General features: G+C 29.3%; 19 protein-coding genes. 3 read left to right on the top strand and 16 right to left on the bottom strand.

Annotated features, from left to right (window positions below; all coding sequences use genetic code 11):
• Nucleotides 1-7: 7 nt before the first annotated feature.
• On the bottom strand, nt 8-1,024 hold the full coding sequence (locus tag U0D62_RS09775; RefSeq protein WP_322287090.1) for a sensor histidine kinase: 1,017 nt from the start codon (nt 1,022-1,024) through the stop codon (nt 8-10).
• Nucleotides 1,025-1,260: 236 nt separating this feature from the next.
• Here U0D62_RS09775 and U0D62_RS09770 point away from each other — a divergent pair, with 236 nt between their 5' ends.
• On the top strand, nt 1,261-2,826 hold the full coding sequence (locus tag U0D62_RS09770) for a M28 family metallopeptidase (RefSeq protein ID WP_322287089.1): 1,566 nt from the start codon (nt 1,261-1,263) through the stop codon (nt 2,824-2,826).
• A 53-nt stretch (nt 2,827-2,879) separates the two neighbouring features.
• Here U0D62_RS09770 and U0D62_RS09765 read toward each other — a convergent pair whose 3' ends face one another.
• The 9 genes from U0D62_RS09765 to U0D62_RS09725 all read right to left on the bottom strand — a co-directional run bounded on the left by U0D62_RS09765 (nt 2,880) and on the right by U0D62_RS09725 (nt 8,684).
• A complete protein-coding gene (locus U0D62_RS09765) occupies nt 2,880-3,458 on the bottom strand; it encodes a uracil-DNA glycosylase family protein (RefSeq protein ID WP_322287088.1) in 579 nt (192 codons plus the stop codon).
• Between the two features lie 105 nt (nt 3,459-3,563).
• The gene (locus tag U0D62_RS09760) at nt 3,564-4,037 is read right to left on the bottom strand and encodes a YHS domain-containing (seleno)protein (RefSeq protein ID WP_322287087.1); all 474 of its coding nucleotides are present in this window, start codon (nt 4,035-4,037) and stop codon (nt 3,564-3,566) included.
• Between the two features lie 28 nt (nt 4,038-4,065).
• Nucleotides 4,066-4,422: a nuclear transport factor 2 family protein gene (locus U0D62_RS09755; RefSeq protein ID WP_322287086.1), complete on the bottom strand. Its 357-nt coding sequence runs from the start codon at nt 4,420-4,422 to the stop codon at nt 4,066-4,068.
• Between the two features lie 168 nt (nt 4,423-4,590).
• The gene (locus U0D62_RS09750) at nt 4,591-5,619 is read right to left on the bottom strand and encodes a helix-turn-helix domain-containing protein (RefSeq protein WP_322287085.1); all 1,029 of its coding nucleotides are present in this window, start codon (nt 5,617-5,619) and stop codon (nt 4,591-4,593) included.
• A 101-nt stretch (nt 5,620-5,720) separates the two neighbouring features.
• Nucleotides 5,721-6,761: a helix-turn-helix transcriptional regulator gene (locus tag U0D62_RS09745; protein ID WP_322287084.1), complete on the bottom strand. Its 1,041-nt coding sequence runs from the start codon at nt 6,759-6,761 to the stop codon at nt 5,721-5,723.
• A 134-nt stretch (nt 6,762-6,895) separates the two neighbouring features.
• Entirely contained in the window at nt 6,896-7,342 is a 447-nt protein-coding gene (locus U0D62_RS09740; RefSeq protein WP_322287083.1) for a DUF6265 family protein, read from the bottom strand.
• Nucleotides 7,343-7,417: 75 nt separating this feature from the next.
• Entirely contained in the window at nt 7,418-7,675 is a 258-nt protein-coding gene (locus tag U0D62_RS09735; RefSeq protein ID WP_322287082.1) for a helix-turn-helix domain-containing protein, read from the bottom strand.
• Nucleotides 7,676-7,756: 81 nt separating this feature from the next.
• On the bottom strand, nt 7,757-8,227 hold the full coding sequence (locus U0D62_RS09730; RefSeq protein ID WP_322287081.1) for a DUF6597 domain-containing transcriptional factor: 471 nt from the start codon (nt 8,225-8,227) through the stop codon (nt 7,757-7,759).
• A gap of 46 nt (nt 8,228-8,273) precedes the next feature.
• Nucleotides 8,274-8,684: an Lrp/AsnC family transcriptional regulator gene (locus tag U0D62_RS09725; RefSeq protein ID WP_322287080.1), complete on the bottom strand. Its 411-nt coding sequence runs from the start codon at nt 8,682-8,684 to the stop codon at nt 8,274-8,276.
• Nucleotides 8,685-8,790: 106 nt separating this feature from the next.
• Here U0D62_RS09725 and U0D62_RS09720 point away from each other — a divergent pair, with 106 nt between their 5' ends.
• Nucleotides 8,791-9,510, top strand: a complete 720-nt coding sequence (locus U0D62_RS09720; protein ID WP_322287079.1) for a sulfite exporter TauE/SafE family protein — start codon at nt 8,791-8,793, stop codon at nt 9,508-9,510.
• A 10-nt stretch (nt 9,511-9,520) separates the two neighbouring features.
• Here U0D62_RS09720 and U0D62_RS09715 read toward each other — a convergent pair whose 3' ends face one another.
• From U0D62_RS09715 to U0D62_RS09700, 4 genes are all read right to left on the bottom strand, one after another.
• Nucleotides 9,521-10,090 (bottom strand): hypothetical protein, encoded by a 570-nt coding sequence (locus U0D62_RS09715; protein WP_322287078.1) that lies wholly within the window; start codon nt 10,088-10,090, stop codon nt 9,521-9,523.
• A gap of 128 nt (nt 10,091-10,218) precedes the next feature.
• On the bottom strand, nt 10,219-11,832 hold the full coding sequence (locus U0D62_RS09710) for an FAD-binding protein (RefSeq protein ID WP_322287077.1): 1,614 nt from the start codon (nt 11,830-11,832) through the stop codon (nt 10,219-10,221).
• A gap of 6 nt (nt 11,833-11,838) precedes the next feature.
• Nucleotides 11,839-12,216: a hypothetical protein gene (locus tag U0D62_RS09705; protein WP_322287076.1), complete on the bottom strand. Its 378-nt coding sequence runs from the start codon at nt 12,214-12,216 to the stop codon at nt 11,839-11,841.
• Between the two features lie 322 nt (nt 12,217-12,538).
• Nucleotides 12,539-12,895: a hypothetical protein gene (locus tag U0D62_RS09700; RefSeq protein WP_322287075.1), complete on the bottom strand. Its 357-nt coding sequence runs from the start codon at nt 12,893-12,895 to the stop codon at nt 12,539-12,541.
• Nucleotides 12,896-13,010: 115 nt separating this feature from the next.
• On the opposite strand from U0D62_RS09700, the gene U0D62_RS09695 reads away from it, so the two are divergent.
• Nucleotides 13,011-13,220 carry a helix-turn-helix domain-containing protein gene (locus U0D62_RS09695; RefSeq protein ID WP_322287074.1) on the top strand — a complete coding sequence of 70 codons (210 nt, stop codon included), beginning with the start codon at nt 13,011-13,013 and terminating at the stop codon, nt 13,218-13,220.
• 148 nt (nt 13,221-13,368) lie between these two features.
• Here the strand turns inward: U0D62_RS09695 and U0D62_RS09690 are convergent, their stop codons facing one another.
• Nucleotides 13,369-14,031 carry a hypothetical protein gene (locus U0D62_RS09690; protein ID WP_322287073.1) on the bottom strand — a complete coding sequence of 221 codons (663 nt, stop codon included), beginning with the start codon at nt 14,029-14,031 and terminating at the stop codon, nt 13,369-13,371.
• 91 nt (nt 14,032-14,122) lie between these two features.
• Complete coding sequence (locus U0D62_RS09685; protein ID WP_322287072.1) at nt 14,123-14,998, bottom strand: LytR/AlgR family response regulator transcription factor; 876 nt, start codon at nt 14,996-14,998, stop codon at nt 14,123-14,125.
• Nucleotides 14,999-15,242: the final 244 nt, after the last annotated feature.

Below are 15,242 nucleotides of genomic sequence, written 5' to 3'. Positions count from 1 at the left end.
ACTTCTCCTATGTTTTTAATGTTACTAAAGGCAAGGATACAGTAAAATAATTCTCAGTATCTTCTATAATAATTGTTTTTCCTAATAACAATTCATATCGTTCTTTTAAATTATTAAGGCCAATACCAAAAGATTCTAAATTTGTTCTATCAGAACTTTTATTATTTGTAAACACTAATACTTCAGATTTTATAAGAAGTTCAATATCAATAGATCTTTTTTGTACAATTTTATTGTGCTTTACAACATTTTCAAATAAAGTTTGTAGTGCTCCGGTAGGTAAATAAAAATTATTATTAAGAATCGATTGCGAATGAGGAAGTATTCTAAATTTATATGCATTTCCAAAACGAGTTTGTATCAAATAAAAATAATCTTTAACCATGTTAATTTCTTCCTCTAGCGAAATTATATCATTGTCTTTGTTACTGATAAGATATCTATATAATGAAGATAGTTTAGAGATATATTCCCTTGCCTTTAAAGGATCTGAACAGATTAAAGCATCTACAGTATTTAAATTATTAAATAAAAAATGAGGATTTAATTGTGTACGTAATAACTTAAGCTCACTTTCTTTTTGTTGCTCTCTTACTTTTGCCAGAGAGGTTTGATTTTCAAAATATTTTTTAGTAATCACAATAATAAAAGGCGCTGATAAATCTGCTGCAGAATAATAAAAGCTATGAATAAGAATATAACCTATAGATGGTAAATCTTTCCAGGTATGACCTGTTCCAAAATAATCTCTCAGCAAATCCACAAAACCGGTAACTATCAAGGCACTAGTAGCGAGTACAAAAAACAAAAAATATTGTTTCCTCTCTATAATGTAATATTGTATAAGCCAGCGTACTATAAAAAAACCAGCAAGAGTTTTTGCTATGATAATAGGGATATCAAATAATATCTGACCTATGGGATGTTTTTCTGTCCAAAATTTTAAAATCAACCATATAACACCAAAAATGGTGAATACCCATACAAGTTTGTAATCAGATTTATTAAGTTTTAAACTCAGCATATAATCAAAAATATAAAAACGTTCAGATTATCAACCAGTAGAGTTTCTTTAAAAACGATAAAACGGGTTAAAAAAAGGTTGAATAAGGAACTAAGAACTAAATAAACATCTCCTTATCTTAGATTCAAATAAGAGCTAAATAGGTTCTAGGGCTGTATTTTTGCATGTGCTTAACAAAAAACACCTAATTTTCTTGTATTTTTACCCCTACTACACATTTAACAACATCTTATTTCATGAAAAAATTACTTTCATTTATTGCAATAATATTATTTATTGCAGCTTGTGGCACTACTAAAAAAACAACTACACAAGCAACAAAATCTCCAGAAAAAACTGGTAAACCCGAAACTTATGCTAATACAATTACTGCCTCAGATTTAAAAGAAGCATTGTATGTATACGCATCAGATGATTTTGAAGGAAGGGAAACTGGACAACCTGGACAAAAAAAAGCAATTAATTTTTTAAAAGATCATTATAAATCCTTTGGTGTTTCTGCAGCAAAAAGTGATGGTGATTATTTTCAAACCGTACCTCTTGATGTAATTAAAGCTCCAGATGTATCTCTTACTATTAACGGTGAATCTTTTAATTATTTAGATGATTTGGTATCGATCACTTCTGGTGAAACTGGCGAACTTTCTGCAGATGAGATTGTATACGCTGGATTTGGGATTGAAGATGAAAAATTTTCGAGCTATACTGATATCGATGTAAAAGATAAAATTGTTCTTTTCAAATCAGGTGAACCTAAGAAAGAGGATGGCACCTACATAATTTCTGGTACGTCAGAGCCTTCTAACTGGTCAAAAATGCAACAACAATTTGTGGCAAAAAGAGATGCAGCTATCTCAAAAGGAGCAAAAGCAGTATTATTCTATTTCCCAGAGGTATATCAAATGGCTGTTCGTCGTTTTGGAGCTTCTTCGGGAGCTATGACTTTGGCAGGTGGTGAAAAAGAGGCACACTTCTTTTTAGTAAATGAGAAAGTCGTAAAAAGCTTGGTTTCTGATATTGCTACCAATAATACAAGTAGTAACATTAAAACAAAATTTAAGCTAGGTTATAAGAGTAATATTGAAAAAGTAACATCAGAAAATGTTGCTGCTTTTATTAAAGGATCTGAAAAACCTAATGAAATTATAGTTATCTCTGCTCATCTAGATCATGAAGGTGTAAAAGATGGTCAAGTATATAATGGTGCTGATGACGATGGTTCTGGAACAGTTGCCGTTGTAGAAATTGCAGAAGCTTTTGCAAAAGCTGTCAAAGATGGTAATGGTCCTAAACGATCTATATTATTCTTAAATGTTACAGGAGAAGAAAAAGGATTACTTGGGTCTCGTTACTATACTGATATGGATCCTATATTTCCTTTAGAACAAACGGTTGCTAATCTTAATATAGATATGATAGGACGTATTGACCCTGAACGTAAAAAAGGAAATCGTAATTATGTATATCTAATCGGTAGTGATAAATTAAGTACAGAACTACATAATATCTCTGAAGAGGTAAATACTAAATACATGAATATAGATCTGGATTATACTTTTAATGATGAAAATGATCCTAATCGTTTTTACTACAGATCGGATCATTATAATTTTGCTAAAAACAATATTCCTGTTATTTTTTATTTTAACGGAACACATAAAGATTATCATCAACCTAGTGATACTCCTGATAAAATTGAATACGATTTATTAGAAAATCGTGCTCGATTAGTATTTTATACCGCTTGGGAACTAGCGAATCGAGAAAATCGTATTGTTGTAGATAAAGCTACTTCAAACTAATAAATAAAAAGAATCCCTTCTTAAATCATAAGAAGGGATTCTTTTTTTACTCTTTATTGGTTTAAACCAAGATTTACTATTTCTTGTTTAAGTCGTGGTAATACTTCTTTTCCAAACCATTCATTTTTCGCTTGCCAGATATTATTGCGGGGTGATGGATGTGGTAAAACAAAATAGTTAGGTAAATAATCTTCAAAATTTCTAACAGTTTCTGTAAGTGTTCGTTTACTTTGATTTCCTAAATAATAATCTTGCGCATATTTCCCTACTAGGATAGTAAGTTTTACATTTTTCATCTTTTGTAATAATTGAGTATGCCATAAAGGAGCGCATTCTTTTCTTGGTGGTAAATCTCCTGTTTTACCTTTTCCTGGATAACAAAACCCCATAGGTACTAGTCCAATTTTTGTTGCATCATAAAAAATTGTATTATCAATTCCCATCCAATTCCTTAAATTCTCACCGCTCTTATCATCCCAAGGAACTCCAGTTCTGTGCACTACTGTACCAGGAGCTTGTCCTATAATAATAACTTTACTATCAATATGCCCAGAAACAATAGGTCTCGGTCCTAGCTCTAAATACTCAGAACACACTGTGCATTTGGATATTTCCTGCAATAGTTTTTCCATATCTATAAATATAAAAACTAAAGCACATCAATAAAAATTTATATTGATATGCTCTAGCACCATTAAAATCTAACAATTTAAATCAATCGTTAAGAGTTTGAAGTATTAATTATGAGTTTTACTCAGCTTCTCCCAATTTTTGTTAGCAACTGAGACTAATTTATTATGATTTTTTTCTGCTAACCATAATTGTTGTGCATCTAATTCTAAGTCATAAAGATATAAGAAGTACTTACCATCTTTTACAATAAACTTATTAGGGTCTGGTCTAAATTTGGCTCCTGCATAAGTTCCAAAGGCACAGAATCCGCCATATTGTGGTTTATATTTTGCAGGGTTTTTATCAAAAGTCTTTTTCTGATCTGCAGAAGTGAAATAATATGTCACTTTTTCATGTTCAGACTTATATTGTTTCAATCCTTTTTGAGCGATTCCTAAATCCAGGTAAGATACTGGACTATACCCTTGCAAAGCAATATTACTATTATCTATATTATTAGCTTTATTATCTTGCCCCAAAGTTATCGTGCTTACTAATAAAGCAATTATAACCGTTGTTGTTTTTATTAAATTTTTCATAGCAATTTTTTATTATTTCGTTTGAATATTATTCTGCATTAAAATATTCCTCTTGAATAACTTTTCCTTCATCATTCCAGATTCTTCTAATGATTTCGTGCCAGTAAACTTTACCACCTCCTTGCATATCAAAATCAAAAGTGAATTCTGAAGCTGATACATTACCATCTACAATTGTATGATGTAGTGTAATACCATTTACTTTTACAATTCCTGCTACAAAACCTTCCATTTTGGCAACCATTGCAGCTTTATCTCCTGTAGTTCCACCTTCGCCATGATCTGAAGTAGTTGCATTATCTGCGAAAAATTCTTTAACTGCATCTACTACTGCTCCAGTAGAAACTACTGCATCCATTTTTTTGGCTTGTTCTTTAATGTTCATTTTTTAAATTTTTAAAAGTTGATAAATTGTTTTTTAATTACAATGCAAATATGGAGATGAATAGCCAGGAAGGAGGTACAAAAAAAACGCTAAAAATTGTACTTTTTGGAATTCTGTTCTTTTCTAACCTTCTAGATATATTGAGGAATAAATAAGCTGAAGATCTTATTAAGAATTTTTATATGAAGAAGGAGATGTACCTGTATAACTAGTAAAAAACCTAGAGAAGTGACTTGGTTCAGTAAACCCTAAAGCATAGGATACATTTATAACATTTTCGCCTTCTAAAAGTAATTCTTTTGCAGATTTAATAATATGAAAACGAATTAATTGTCCCAAAGTAATTCCTGTCTTTTGTTTCACTTTTTGGGATAAATTTTTTGAACACAAATTCATTTTTTCTGCATAAAAACAAATATTATGTTCTGTTTTATGGAATTGTTTAATTAATGCCAGAATATCTTGAAAAAACAAATCTCGATCTTTATAATCAAAATTGTATCTAAATTTTCTTGGGGTTACCCCTATTTTATTTTTAAAAATTCTATTAAAATATGCTGGATCTTTATATCCCTTTTCATATGCGATTTCTTGAATATTTTTATTAGTAAAAGCTAATTCTCTTTGACATTCTAATAACCCTTTTTTTAAGATCATTTTACTTATCGAAGTTTTTACTTTCTTTTTTATCAAATTTGAAACATTTGACTGCTCGTACTTAAGGTGTGCTATTAAAGATTTTGTATTGTTGGTTTTATAAGAAAACTCATTATCAATAGCATCTTTTACATCAAATATTGCTTTGTATTCATCTTTGGTAGCTCTAAAAGGATTTTGATCATACCATCGTTTTACCGATGTCTTTATTATTTCATCCATTCTATATTGTAAAAACAGATGATTAGTTTCTAAAGAGTTTAAATTAATATAACCAAATGAGATTAGATGTTTAAATAAAACTCTTGAATCCTCAGATTTTGATATTGTATCTGGAGCAAAATCAAAAAACTGTACCACAAAATCATCGGACATAAACTTAATATATTGCCCTTTAGATAAATAGATAGCTCTATCTTTCCAGTCATAATAATTTTTAAAATCAATTTGAATATTACCAGTTCCTTGAAGTATGTGAACTAATGTATGCTGATCAATAAAATACACTTTATTGATTTCAGCTTTGATTTTATTAACCATTTTAGTTGAGGTTGTGATTAGGTTTTAAGTAATAAATTTAACATAAAACTTTAACACTTTCTCTTTTATTTTTAAATAGAAGATGTTTTAGTAAAGAACAGTTATTTTTTTAAATAAGAAGATGGTGGAGTTCCTACATTATTAGTAAAAAAAGAGGAGAAATGATTGGCTTCTTCAAAGCCCAAAGAAAAAGCAACATCTTTAACGCTTGCTCCCTGATCTAACATAGTTTTGGCAGATAAAACAATTTGTGAACGTATAAGTTTACCCAATGATACATTCATTTTTTGTTTAACTTTTTTTGACAGTCCTTTTACACTTATATTCATCTGATTGGCATAAAAATCAAGAGAATGTTGTTCTTTATGAAACTGTTGAACAAGTGCTACCAAATCTTGCGAAAATGTATCCCGATTTTCATAATCAAAATTATCCCTAAATTGTTTTGGAGTCTGCCCTATTTTATTCTTAAAAACTCTATTAAAATAAGCAGGATCTTTAAATCCTAAATCATATGCTATTTCCTGAATGTTTTTATCAGTAAAAGCAACTTCTTTCTGACTTTCGATAAGCTGCTTGTTATGAATCATTTTATGTATAGAAATCCCAAGTTTATCTTTTACCAAATGTTGGACATTATATGAAGAGCTAACTATATGCTCTGCAAATGACTTGGTATCCATATTCTTAGTAAATTCATTATCAATGACATCTTTTACGTCAAATATAACTTGATATTCTTCTTTATTAGCTTGAAATGGATTTTGCCAATACCATTGTTCTGTAGAGATATCAATAATATTACTAATGCGATCACTAAAAACATTACTATTTAAAAATGTTTGGCAATCCTCACATTCATTAAAATTAATATAACCTAAAGAAATAAGGTGTTTGAATAATACTCGTACATCTTTAGATTTAAATAATATTTCATCAGGGAAGTCAATAAATCTAACCACAAAATTATCAGACATAAATTTTATGTACTGTCCTTTCTCCAGATAAATTGCTTTATCCTCCCAATCATCGTAGTTTTTAAAATCAACCTGTATATTTCCAGTTCCTTCCAGAATATGGACCAACGTGTACTTATTAATAAAATACACCTTATTGATTTCGGCTTTGATCTTTTTTACCATAGAAGAAAGAAATTGAATGTTAAACTTAGCCTGATAAATTCCTCCTTCACAAATTTACTAATTTGGAATATTGTTTTACCGATAAATTATCGTTAAAATCTATTTCATAGTGTCATTCTTATAATAATGATTCATTATTGCCTGATCAATTTATAAGAAAACCCTTTATCATTTTCGCCTAAAACATATACTCGTAATATATCATCACTTAGTTTTTGATATTGTATTTTTTTAGGAAAATCATGATGTAGGTTTTCAAATGATATTTTGTCTTTTATCAATATATTTAAAACAAAAGGTATTGTTCTTCCTTTATTTTGAGAAGCAACTGTTGCCTCATAAATAACATTCTGTTCTTCTATTTTTATTAAAAGTGTTTCGGTAGTTACTTTGTTTTCATTTTTAAATTTATAAGAATAACCTTCTAATTGATTATTTTCTTTTTTCCATTCTTCAAAAGAATCTTTGCCTTCCATTTTCCAGGTTCCTATTAAAAATTCTACAGTTTCTAATTTTGATTGACCTATACAAGAGGTTAAAGAAAAAGTAAAAAACAAGGTTATAAGTATATATCTTGACATCATAATTATAGTTTTAAATTTATAAAGTAAAACTACTTTTACTATTAGGTCAAGTATAGTAAAAAACCGACAGCTCTATTCTTTTAAAAAGAAGTTGGCCATATTTTCTTCTTCAAATCCATATTTTGATGGTTCTTCTCCTGTAAATTCCTTAAAATTCTTTATAAAATGTGATTGATCATAAAAACCTGCCAAGTAAGCAATGCTTGCCCAGTTAAATCCTTCTTGCTGAATTAACTTAAATATGTTCGAAAATCGAATAACTCTACTATAAAATTTTGGGGTTAATCCTATATATGTTTTAAAAAAACGTTCTAAGTTTCTTTCATTCATACCAGATTTACTCTGTACTTCTTTTAAAGAAAATTCTCCTTTACTATCAATAATAATTTGTACCGCTTTAACCCCATTAATTTAATTAAAATCAATAGTTTTTAAAAATGTAATAAACCAATTTTCTATTCTCTTCACTTTTTCTTGAAAAGAAAAACTTTGATTAATAGCAATTTCCTTAAGCGGATGTATTCTTTCTAATATTTGAGAATCTATTTCAATAACTTTATCATTTATAGAAAACACATTAATATCAAATAGTATTTTTAAAGACCAAGGCTGAAATTTAATAGCAAACATGCCAGATTCACCGGTATTTTCTAAAAAGAAATAATTACTGATTTGACCAGCAATAAGATCATTTTTCTGAGTATGCCATTCTCCATTAATATTTATTCTATAAGGATCTTTATAGTGAAATATCATCTTGGGATATCCATCTGGAATAATTTTTTGTTTATTGATGTTAGTATCCCCTTCACTATCGATCATCCAAAAGGATTTGATAATATTAGATAATCTGGTTTGTGATTCTTGTTGTTGATATATCAAATTCTATTTTTAATCTAAAAATACAATAGTTATTAATTTTCATCAATTAAAGAGTTGATAAAATTAAATATGTAGAAGGATCACCATAACGCAATAGTTTATCTATAAACTCTTGTAAATGAAGTTGATCCTTTAAAATTACTTTCATAGAAATATTATGAGATCCTGTTATTCGATGTGCTTCAGTTATTTCTGGAAATTTACCTAACTCATCACAAAAGATCTTTAAATTACCACTAAAAAGTTTGAGCATAATTAATACTTCTATACCAAAACCTAGTTTTTTATGATCTAATTGTACAGCATATCCTGTAATTACACCATAGTCCTCAAGTTTTTGGATACGTTCTCTTACTGATGAAGGCGATAAACCAACTTGTTTACCAATCTCAACATAAGATTCTCTTGAATTCTTTTTTAGAATATCGATTATTTTACGATCTAAATCATCTACCATAAATAAAATTGAAATATTGATAAAATTACAATTTTAAATTGGTAAAATAACCTGAATACCATTGAATCAATTTCAAGAGTATATTAAAACCACTTAATTTTGCCATATGGATACATTATTAATCATACTTGCATTTGGTATTTTTCTGGGGTTTTATGTTCAAACAGTAATAGGATTTGCAGGAGCACTAATTTCATTACCTATCTTACTCACAGGTATGTCTTTGCCCGATTCTATTGCTTATATTTCTATATTTTATTTTATCGCAAGTCCTTTTCTTATTTATAAAGAATGGAAACACGTAGATAAAAAAATAATATTAAAATTAACATTATCTTCTTTAATAGGTGTTGTAATAGGTATTATCATTTTAGTTTTTGGTAAACCAGTGATTTTAAAAAAAGCATTAGGTATATTTATTCTATGTTATGTATTATACAGCTTATGGAATACTAAGAAATTTAATTTATTATCAAAAATGGAACACCTTTTTGGTTTTCTAGGAGGTTTTTTCTCGGGAGTTTTTTCTACCGGTGGTCCATTGTATGTTATTATTGTAAAAGATGTAACACCTGATATAAGAACATTTAGAGCTACCATGTTTGGTGTTTTAGGATTGGTTACCTTTATTAGAATGCCAGTCTTAGCTATTGGTGGTGTCTTAAACCTTGATCAATTGTATAATTCATTATATGTACTCCCCTTTTTTATTCTTGCATTGTTTTTAGGAAAAAAAACGTATCATTTATTAAATGAAACTATACTAAAAAAAGCTGTTCTAGGCCTTCTCTTTATTTCAGGGCTAGTACTACTAGTTAAAGCATAACTTCAATAATTCAATTATCTTTCCATCCCCAAGGAGCTTCTGGGTTTTCAACTGATTTGGTAGTATCAAATACAACTTTAAAAACACGTTCAGTTCCTAACCTTCTTAGATTATAACTCAATGATTTATCATCGATAGTAATCCACCAAACATTGGTCGACGCAGCTGGGATTAAAGTCTTTGTCTCTTGATCAGCTGGAAACACCTGGATAGTTGCCTGACCCGAATTTGAAGATATACCTCCGTACTGAGTTATTTTATCTTCTGTTCCATCTTTATGTCTATGATCATGTTTTAATGAGATTCTATCATTATTATATGTTAATACCCAGGTTCTGGACTTATCATCTCCGACAAAAAACGGAATTTTGATAGTTTTATCATCACAATAACGAACATGCATGACAAGCTTCTTTCCTCCAAATTGTTCATCATTAACAGGTAATTCTAAAGAACCTTCATAGGAATTACCACATAAGTTTTGTAAAGAATTCCAAAACTTTCTCGCTTCACTTTTTTCTTGTGCATACGCAGAAATACAAAAACTTAAAACAACTAAAAAAGAGAATATTTTATTCATAACTATCCGATTATTTCAGTTCTGGAAGTTATGAATTATTATACGAATTAAGAAAATTACAATTCTTTATAATATTCCATCAATTTGTATAAACATATCTATAAATAGGTAGTTTTTAAACCAGCATTTTAATCTAATAAAGAAGCGATAAGATCTTCATCGATATCATCATTATCAAAAATATTGGCTAAGCCTATTGTTTCTAAAAAATTATTAGAAAATAGTGCTGCAGATTCTTCAGAAAGTAAGCTGTTTCTATATTCTTTCCATTCTGACATCTTATCTCCGTACATATGTTCTACTAGTCCCGGAAAGGCCCAATCAATATTTTTACCCCAATGTATTGTAAACGGAATATTATTTTGCTGTAATACCTGGATCATTCTTCTTGAAAACTCTTTTAAACTCATAAGTTTTCTACTCTTATTCCATAATACTCCATCAATTTCGATCATACAAGTTATCGGAAACTTAGTAAAGGCCAAAGTAGCTTGTGATTGCTTTACAAATCGCATGGCATAGATTCCAGGAATCGGGCCTTCATCTTTTGTTAAATCAACCAATACTTTAAGTGCTTTTTCTGAGTCTTTTATATCCACTCCAAAGGAACAAGCAAATGCAGGACCCTGATAAGGTGCATCCCAAAATGTTTCATATAAGGTTCCTAAAGATTCTTCATTTACATCTGGTAGTATCTGTTTTTCTAATCTTTTGATAAACCAAGGAATACTTTTTGGAAACTTCTCGCTAATCTTTATTAATAAATGTATTAAGTCTTTATAAACAGATTTTTCAATAGTATCAAAAGGATCTGGATAATTTGTTGCGTAAGGTTTCTTATACATCACTTCTACCACATACTTGTCTTCATTGGTATAAGGATTAATAAAAACTTTATAATGATAGGGTTCTACACCTTTTCCGTTTGCATCTGTTTCTCCATCTATTACAAAATCAGAATTCTTAAAATCCATGGTTTTAGCAAGTTTCAGCGCAGTGTTTTTATTAATCTTTCTTACGTATCGTTTTAATAAAAATCTATCTTCGGCTTCAATCACAACGCCATGTATAAACCCAAAAGATCCAAGACCAACCAATACTGCATCAAACAAACCATCGTTGCGTATTACTTTGGAATTGATCTTTTGGGCGAAGGCATTATTTAATGCCGGTTTTGTATGTCGTTCTATATATATTATATCTTCTGGTTTAGGGCCAGTAATCAGATTTAAACCTACTACATAATCCTGTACGGATCCTACACCTAATGCAGATCCATGTACTCCAGTAGAGATACAACCTGCAATAGTTTGACCATTACTGGCGCCACTAGTTTTTAGTGATTTTCCGTTGGCGTCCAGAGCTTGAGAAATCTCTTTTATTGTATTTCCACATTGAAAGAAAAAAAGATCTGAACTTTTATAAGGAGAAGCCGAATGAATATCATTTGAAGAAATCGTTATATCCAGATTCATAAAAACATTATAATGCATTCTGTCCTTTTGATGCGCTATTCTGGACATAGACCATCTGGCACCATAAGCTCGAAAACCTTCATTATTATCTAAAGCTTCTTTTAAAAGGCGTCTAATCTCATCTGCTGCATCGTTATATCTATCGACTTCGGAAGGCATATTAGCTTTGCCTTCTAATGTAGTTTTTTGTAATATTTTAAGCTCAAAAGGACCATTTTTATGCAAAGTATCCCAATTTGAAGTTTGGTGAGTTGTTGTAGTTGCCATAATCTCTTAATTTTCTGGTTTCATACAGACATATTTAATTTTTACCTTACGTTTACTCCCAAACGTAACCAGGTACAATAATGCGCCTCCAAAAGTGTTCTTATATTCTACAGAGAAAAGTTTTCCGCTCTCACAATTTTCTCTTTGAACTCTTAGTCCAATATCATCAATAGTGGCTCCTGCTTTAACTACTGTATCTAAAACAATAACCATTTTATCCCTATAATAATTACTCTTATCTTCTGGACAATCTATTCCAGCTTGACAAGGCATAGGAGCTCCTTTTGTACTTGTTAATCGTACCGAATAACAGGAACTAAATAATAGTAAAACACCTATTGTTAAAAGGCTAGCAAAAAACCTACGTTTATTAAACACTTTCATAGTTATTTAGTTGAATTTAGAATACAAAATCTTGTATCTAACAGATAACTGTCAGATAAAGAATCAATAATAATTGGGGAAATCACTGTGACGATTGAGGAGTATAAACTTACTAATAAGTTTTATGAATTAAAAAGGGTAAATACCCCTTTTTACACCCCTACCTCATTTAATAACTCGTAAATAAGAAAAGTAATGTAGTAGTTTGAAAAACAAAAATGCCAATATCTTAACCAATCAATGATTATAGATATTGACATTTAGAATTCATGTGATAGTACCAATGTACTATCGATATATAGGACTTAAGGCAAAAAAAGGTTTAATTCTGAGCTAATAGTACGTAGGAATTATTAGATACTGGAGTTACGTCATACCACTTAACATTTTTAAAGGTTTTCAGACGTTTTTCGGCTTCAACAAAAGCCGTTTCCATAGCGCTCATATTAGAATCATCTTGTACAACGATAGTTTTAGAGATCACATTTCCATTACTAAACTTAATCGTCATCTTCCATTTTTTTATAGAATGAAAATTCTTGGTTTTTCTAACCTCCTTTTTAACCCTTTTTTTAGGATCTGTCGTTGAGTTCTCTTTCTCATTGACCGGAGTAACAACTACTGTATTTGCACTCACATAAGACACGCAAAGCATTGCAATTAAAAGTAAGAGTTTCATTTTTCTGTGATTTTGGATTTGTATGAATACGAATATACATATATTATTTGAATAATCAAATAATTCTTTATTAAAAATTTATTTGTATATTTGATTCCTTTTTACTGATTTTACTATGATTAACAGAAAACTAAAAAAACTCTTGAAAAAGAGTAAAGGTGAAAAAACTGTTTATGGGATTTCTAAAATTTTAGGAATAAGTCCTCAAGCAGGAGATTATGTTGTGAAGCGAAAAAACCTAGCTAAAGATTTTGAGCGAATTAAAAAAATTGCTGATTATATGGGTGTAGATATAAGAGAAATTATAGACTATAAAGAGAAGTAAGATTCTTGTTTCTTATAGAAAATTTATAGCATCCTTATAGATTTTATAAAACATTATTACAACACACTTCTTATTTAATAATTATAAAGAAAACCCTACCAGAATTACCTGATAGGGTCATAAATAATAGTCATCTAATATCAATCAATCAACTATTTAATTTTAAGTTCTTATTTTCTGAAGGAATAAAAATAAAAGGGAAAGCAAAGCATTGCAATAGTGCTATAAAAACACCTATTTTATCGGTTAGCCCATGAGGTTCTCCTATCCAAAATAGAACTCCTTGAATACTTATAGGTAACAAAACTGCTAAAGCCATTATTCGGTTATAACGTTTCCAGGCGATCTTTACTTCTGCTAGTTTCTTATCTTTTATAATTACAAAAATTATTAGTATCAAAGCTAAAATCGATATAGGTATCACAATTTTAGATATCGAAATATGAATATTAAGAGTATCTCCGTGAAACATTGTATCACCATTGCGGACAATATAGTATAGAAGATTTCCAAAACTATGAAACCACCACCAAGCAAGAAGTAGATAAAAGAATATTCTTTTTTTTACCCAATAGAAAGAAGCAAATAATGCCAAGTACAAGAAAAAGAAAACTATTAATACGATATAGTCTGTTGAAAAGCCTCTACTTGCAAAACTTAACCCATAATATCCTGTTCCCCATCGATAAGATGTACCATCAAAAACACAGCGTAGTAATGGTAACCATGTGGTAACAAATGTCATACTTATACATAAGGATAAAATAAGGAATAAGAAATTTTTAGATCGAACGGCTTGTAATTTTTTCATCAATATAGCTTTAGTTTAAAAATATAGAGATGATCAAATGTATTATTCTATGCTATAACACATCATTTGTTTTATGTATTTGTGGCGAAATTTATCTATTAGTGGTAAGTGGTAAAAGGTTTTCGAATACCGATAAATATTTGCGGGAAACTGGTACAACAAAATCGAGTTTTTGTATATGTAATTTCAATCTATTATTACTACTGGATATTTTTTGAATATTTCGGGTATTCACAATAAAAGAACGGTGACACCGTATAATAGAAAAATCAATTAGTTTTTCTTCTAATTTCTTCATCGTTGTTCTTAATAGTGTTTTTTTAATCTTCTCGTTTTCTAGATGAAATACTGCAACATAATTATCCTGAGCTTCAATAAGAAGTAAAGAATCAATCGTTAAAGAAATCATCTGTTTACCATTATCTGATGCTAAACAAATCATTTCTTTTTTTGATAATTCTGATTTAGGAAACTCCAATAAAACCTTATATGCATTTCTAGTTTTTATATAATTGAAGTATAAAAAAATAATGGTCAAAGGAATTATACCTGAAACTGCTACATCTCTGATAAAGCCAATAAAACTATCAATATTCCAATCATGGAAACGTCCCAATACATTGTACAGCAAAAACGTAATTATTGATAACCAAAAAAACTCTATGCATATTCTAATAATAAAAAGTAACCTATCTGGTGCAGGAAACAAAAAAGGTGCAAAAACAAATTCATAAACCCAGGTACCTAATCCATTTATAATACCAAATCCAACAGCTACTAATAAAAACTCCAAACCTATTCGATGTGTAGGGTCATAATTGTTAACTCCAAAAGGTTGAAAAATAAGAAGGAATAATGGTATATATATAGTTAAAAAAGTAATTAAACTTAATTTTTCTCTCTTTGTACGTAAAAAGACAGCAGGTTGCCTCCAAAAAGACTTTCTTTGGTTAGTAACAGAATTCATAATCCGTTATTTATCAAGCTTTAATTTTATACATTACTATTACCCCTATATCTAAACAGGAAAACCAATAGGATAGTAAAGACAAAAAGCTAAAGCTTTTATTTGGTTGTTATTTATACTTAAAGATGAACAACAAGACTATTTGTTACAGTTTTAACAAGCTAAAACTAAATACTCTTTTTACTAACATATCTTTATAGAGTATTGGCTTTTTTTTAACTCTACTCCCTACTCTTTTTACCTA

Origin of the sequence: Aquimarina callyspongiae, from assembly GCF_034322225.1 — a bacterium.
Lineage (GTDB): Bacteria > Bacteroidota > Bacteroidia > Flavobacteriales > Flavobacteriaceae > Aquimarina.
Note: the sequence above shows the minus strand (reverse complement) of the source record. Positions and strands in the feature narration are given on the sequence as shown.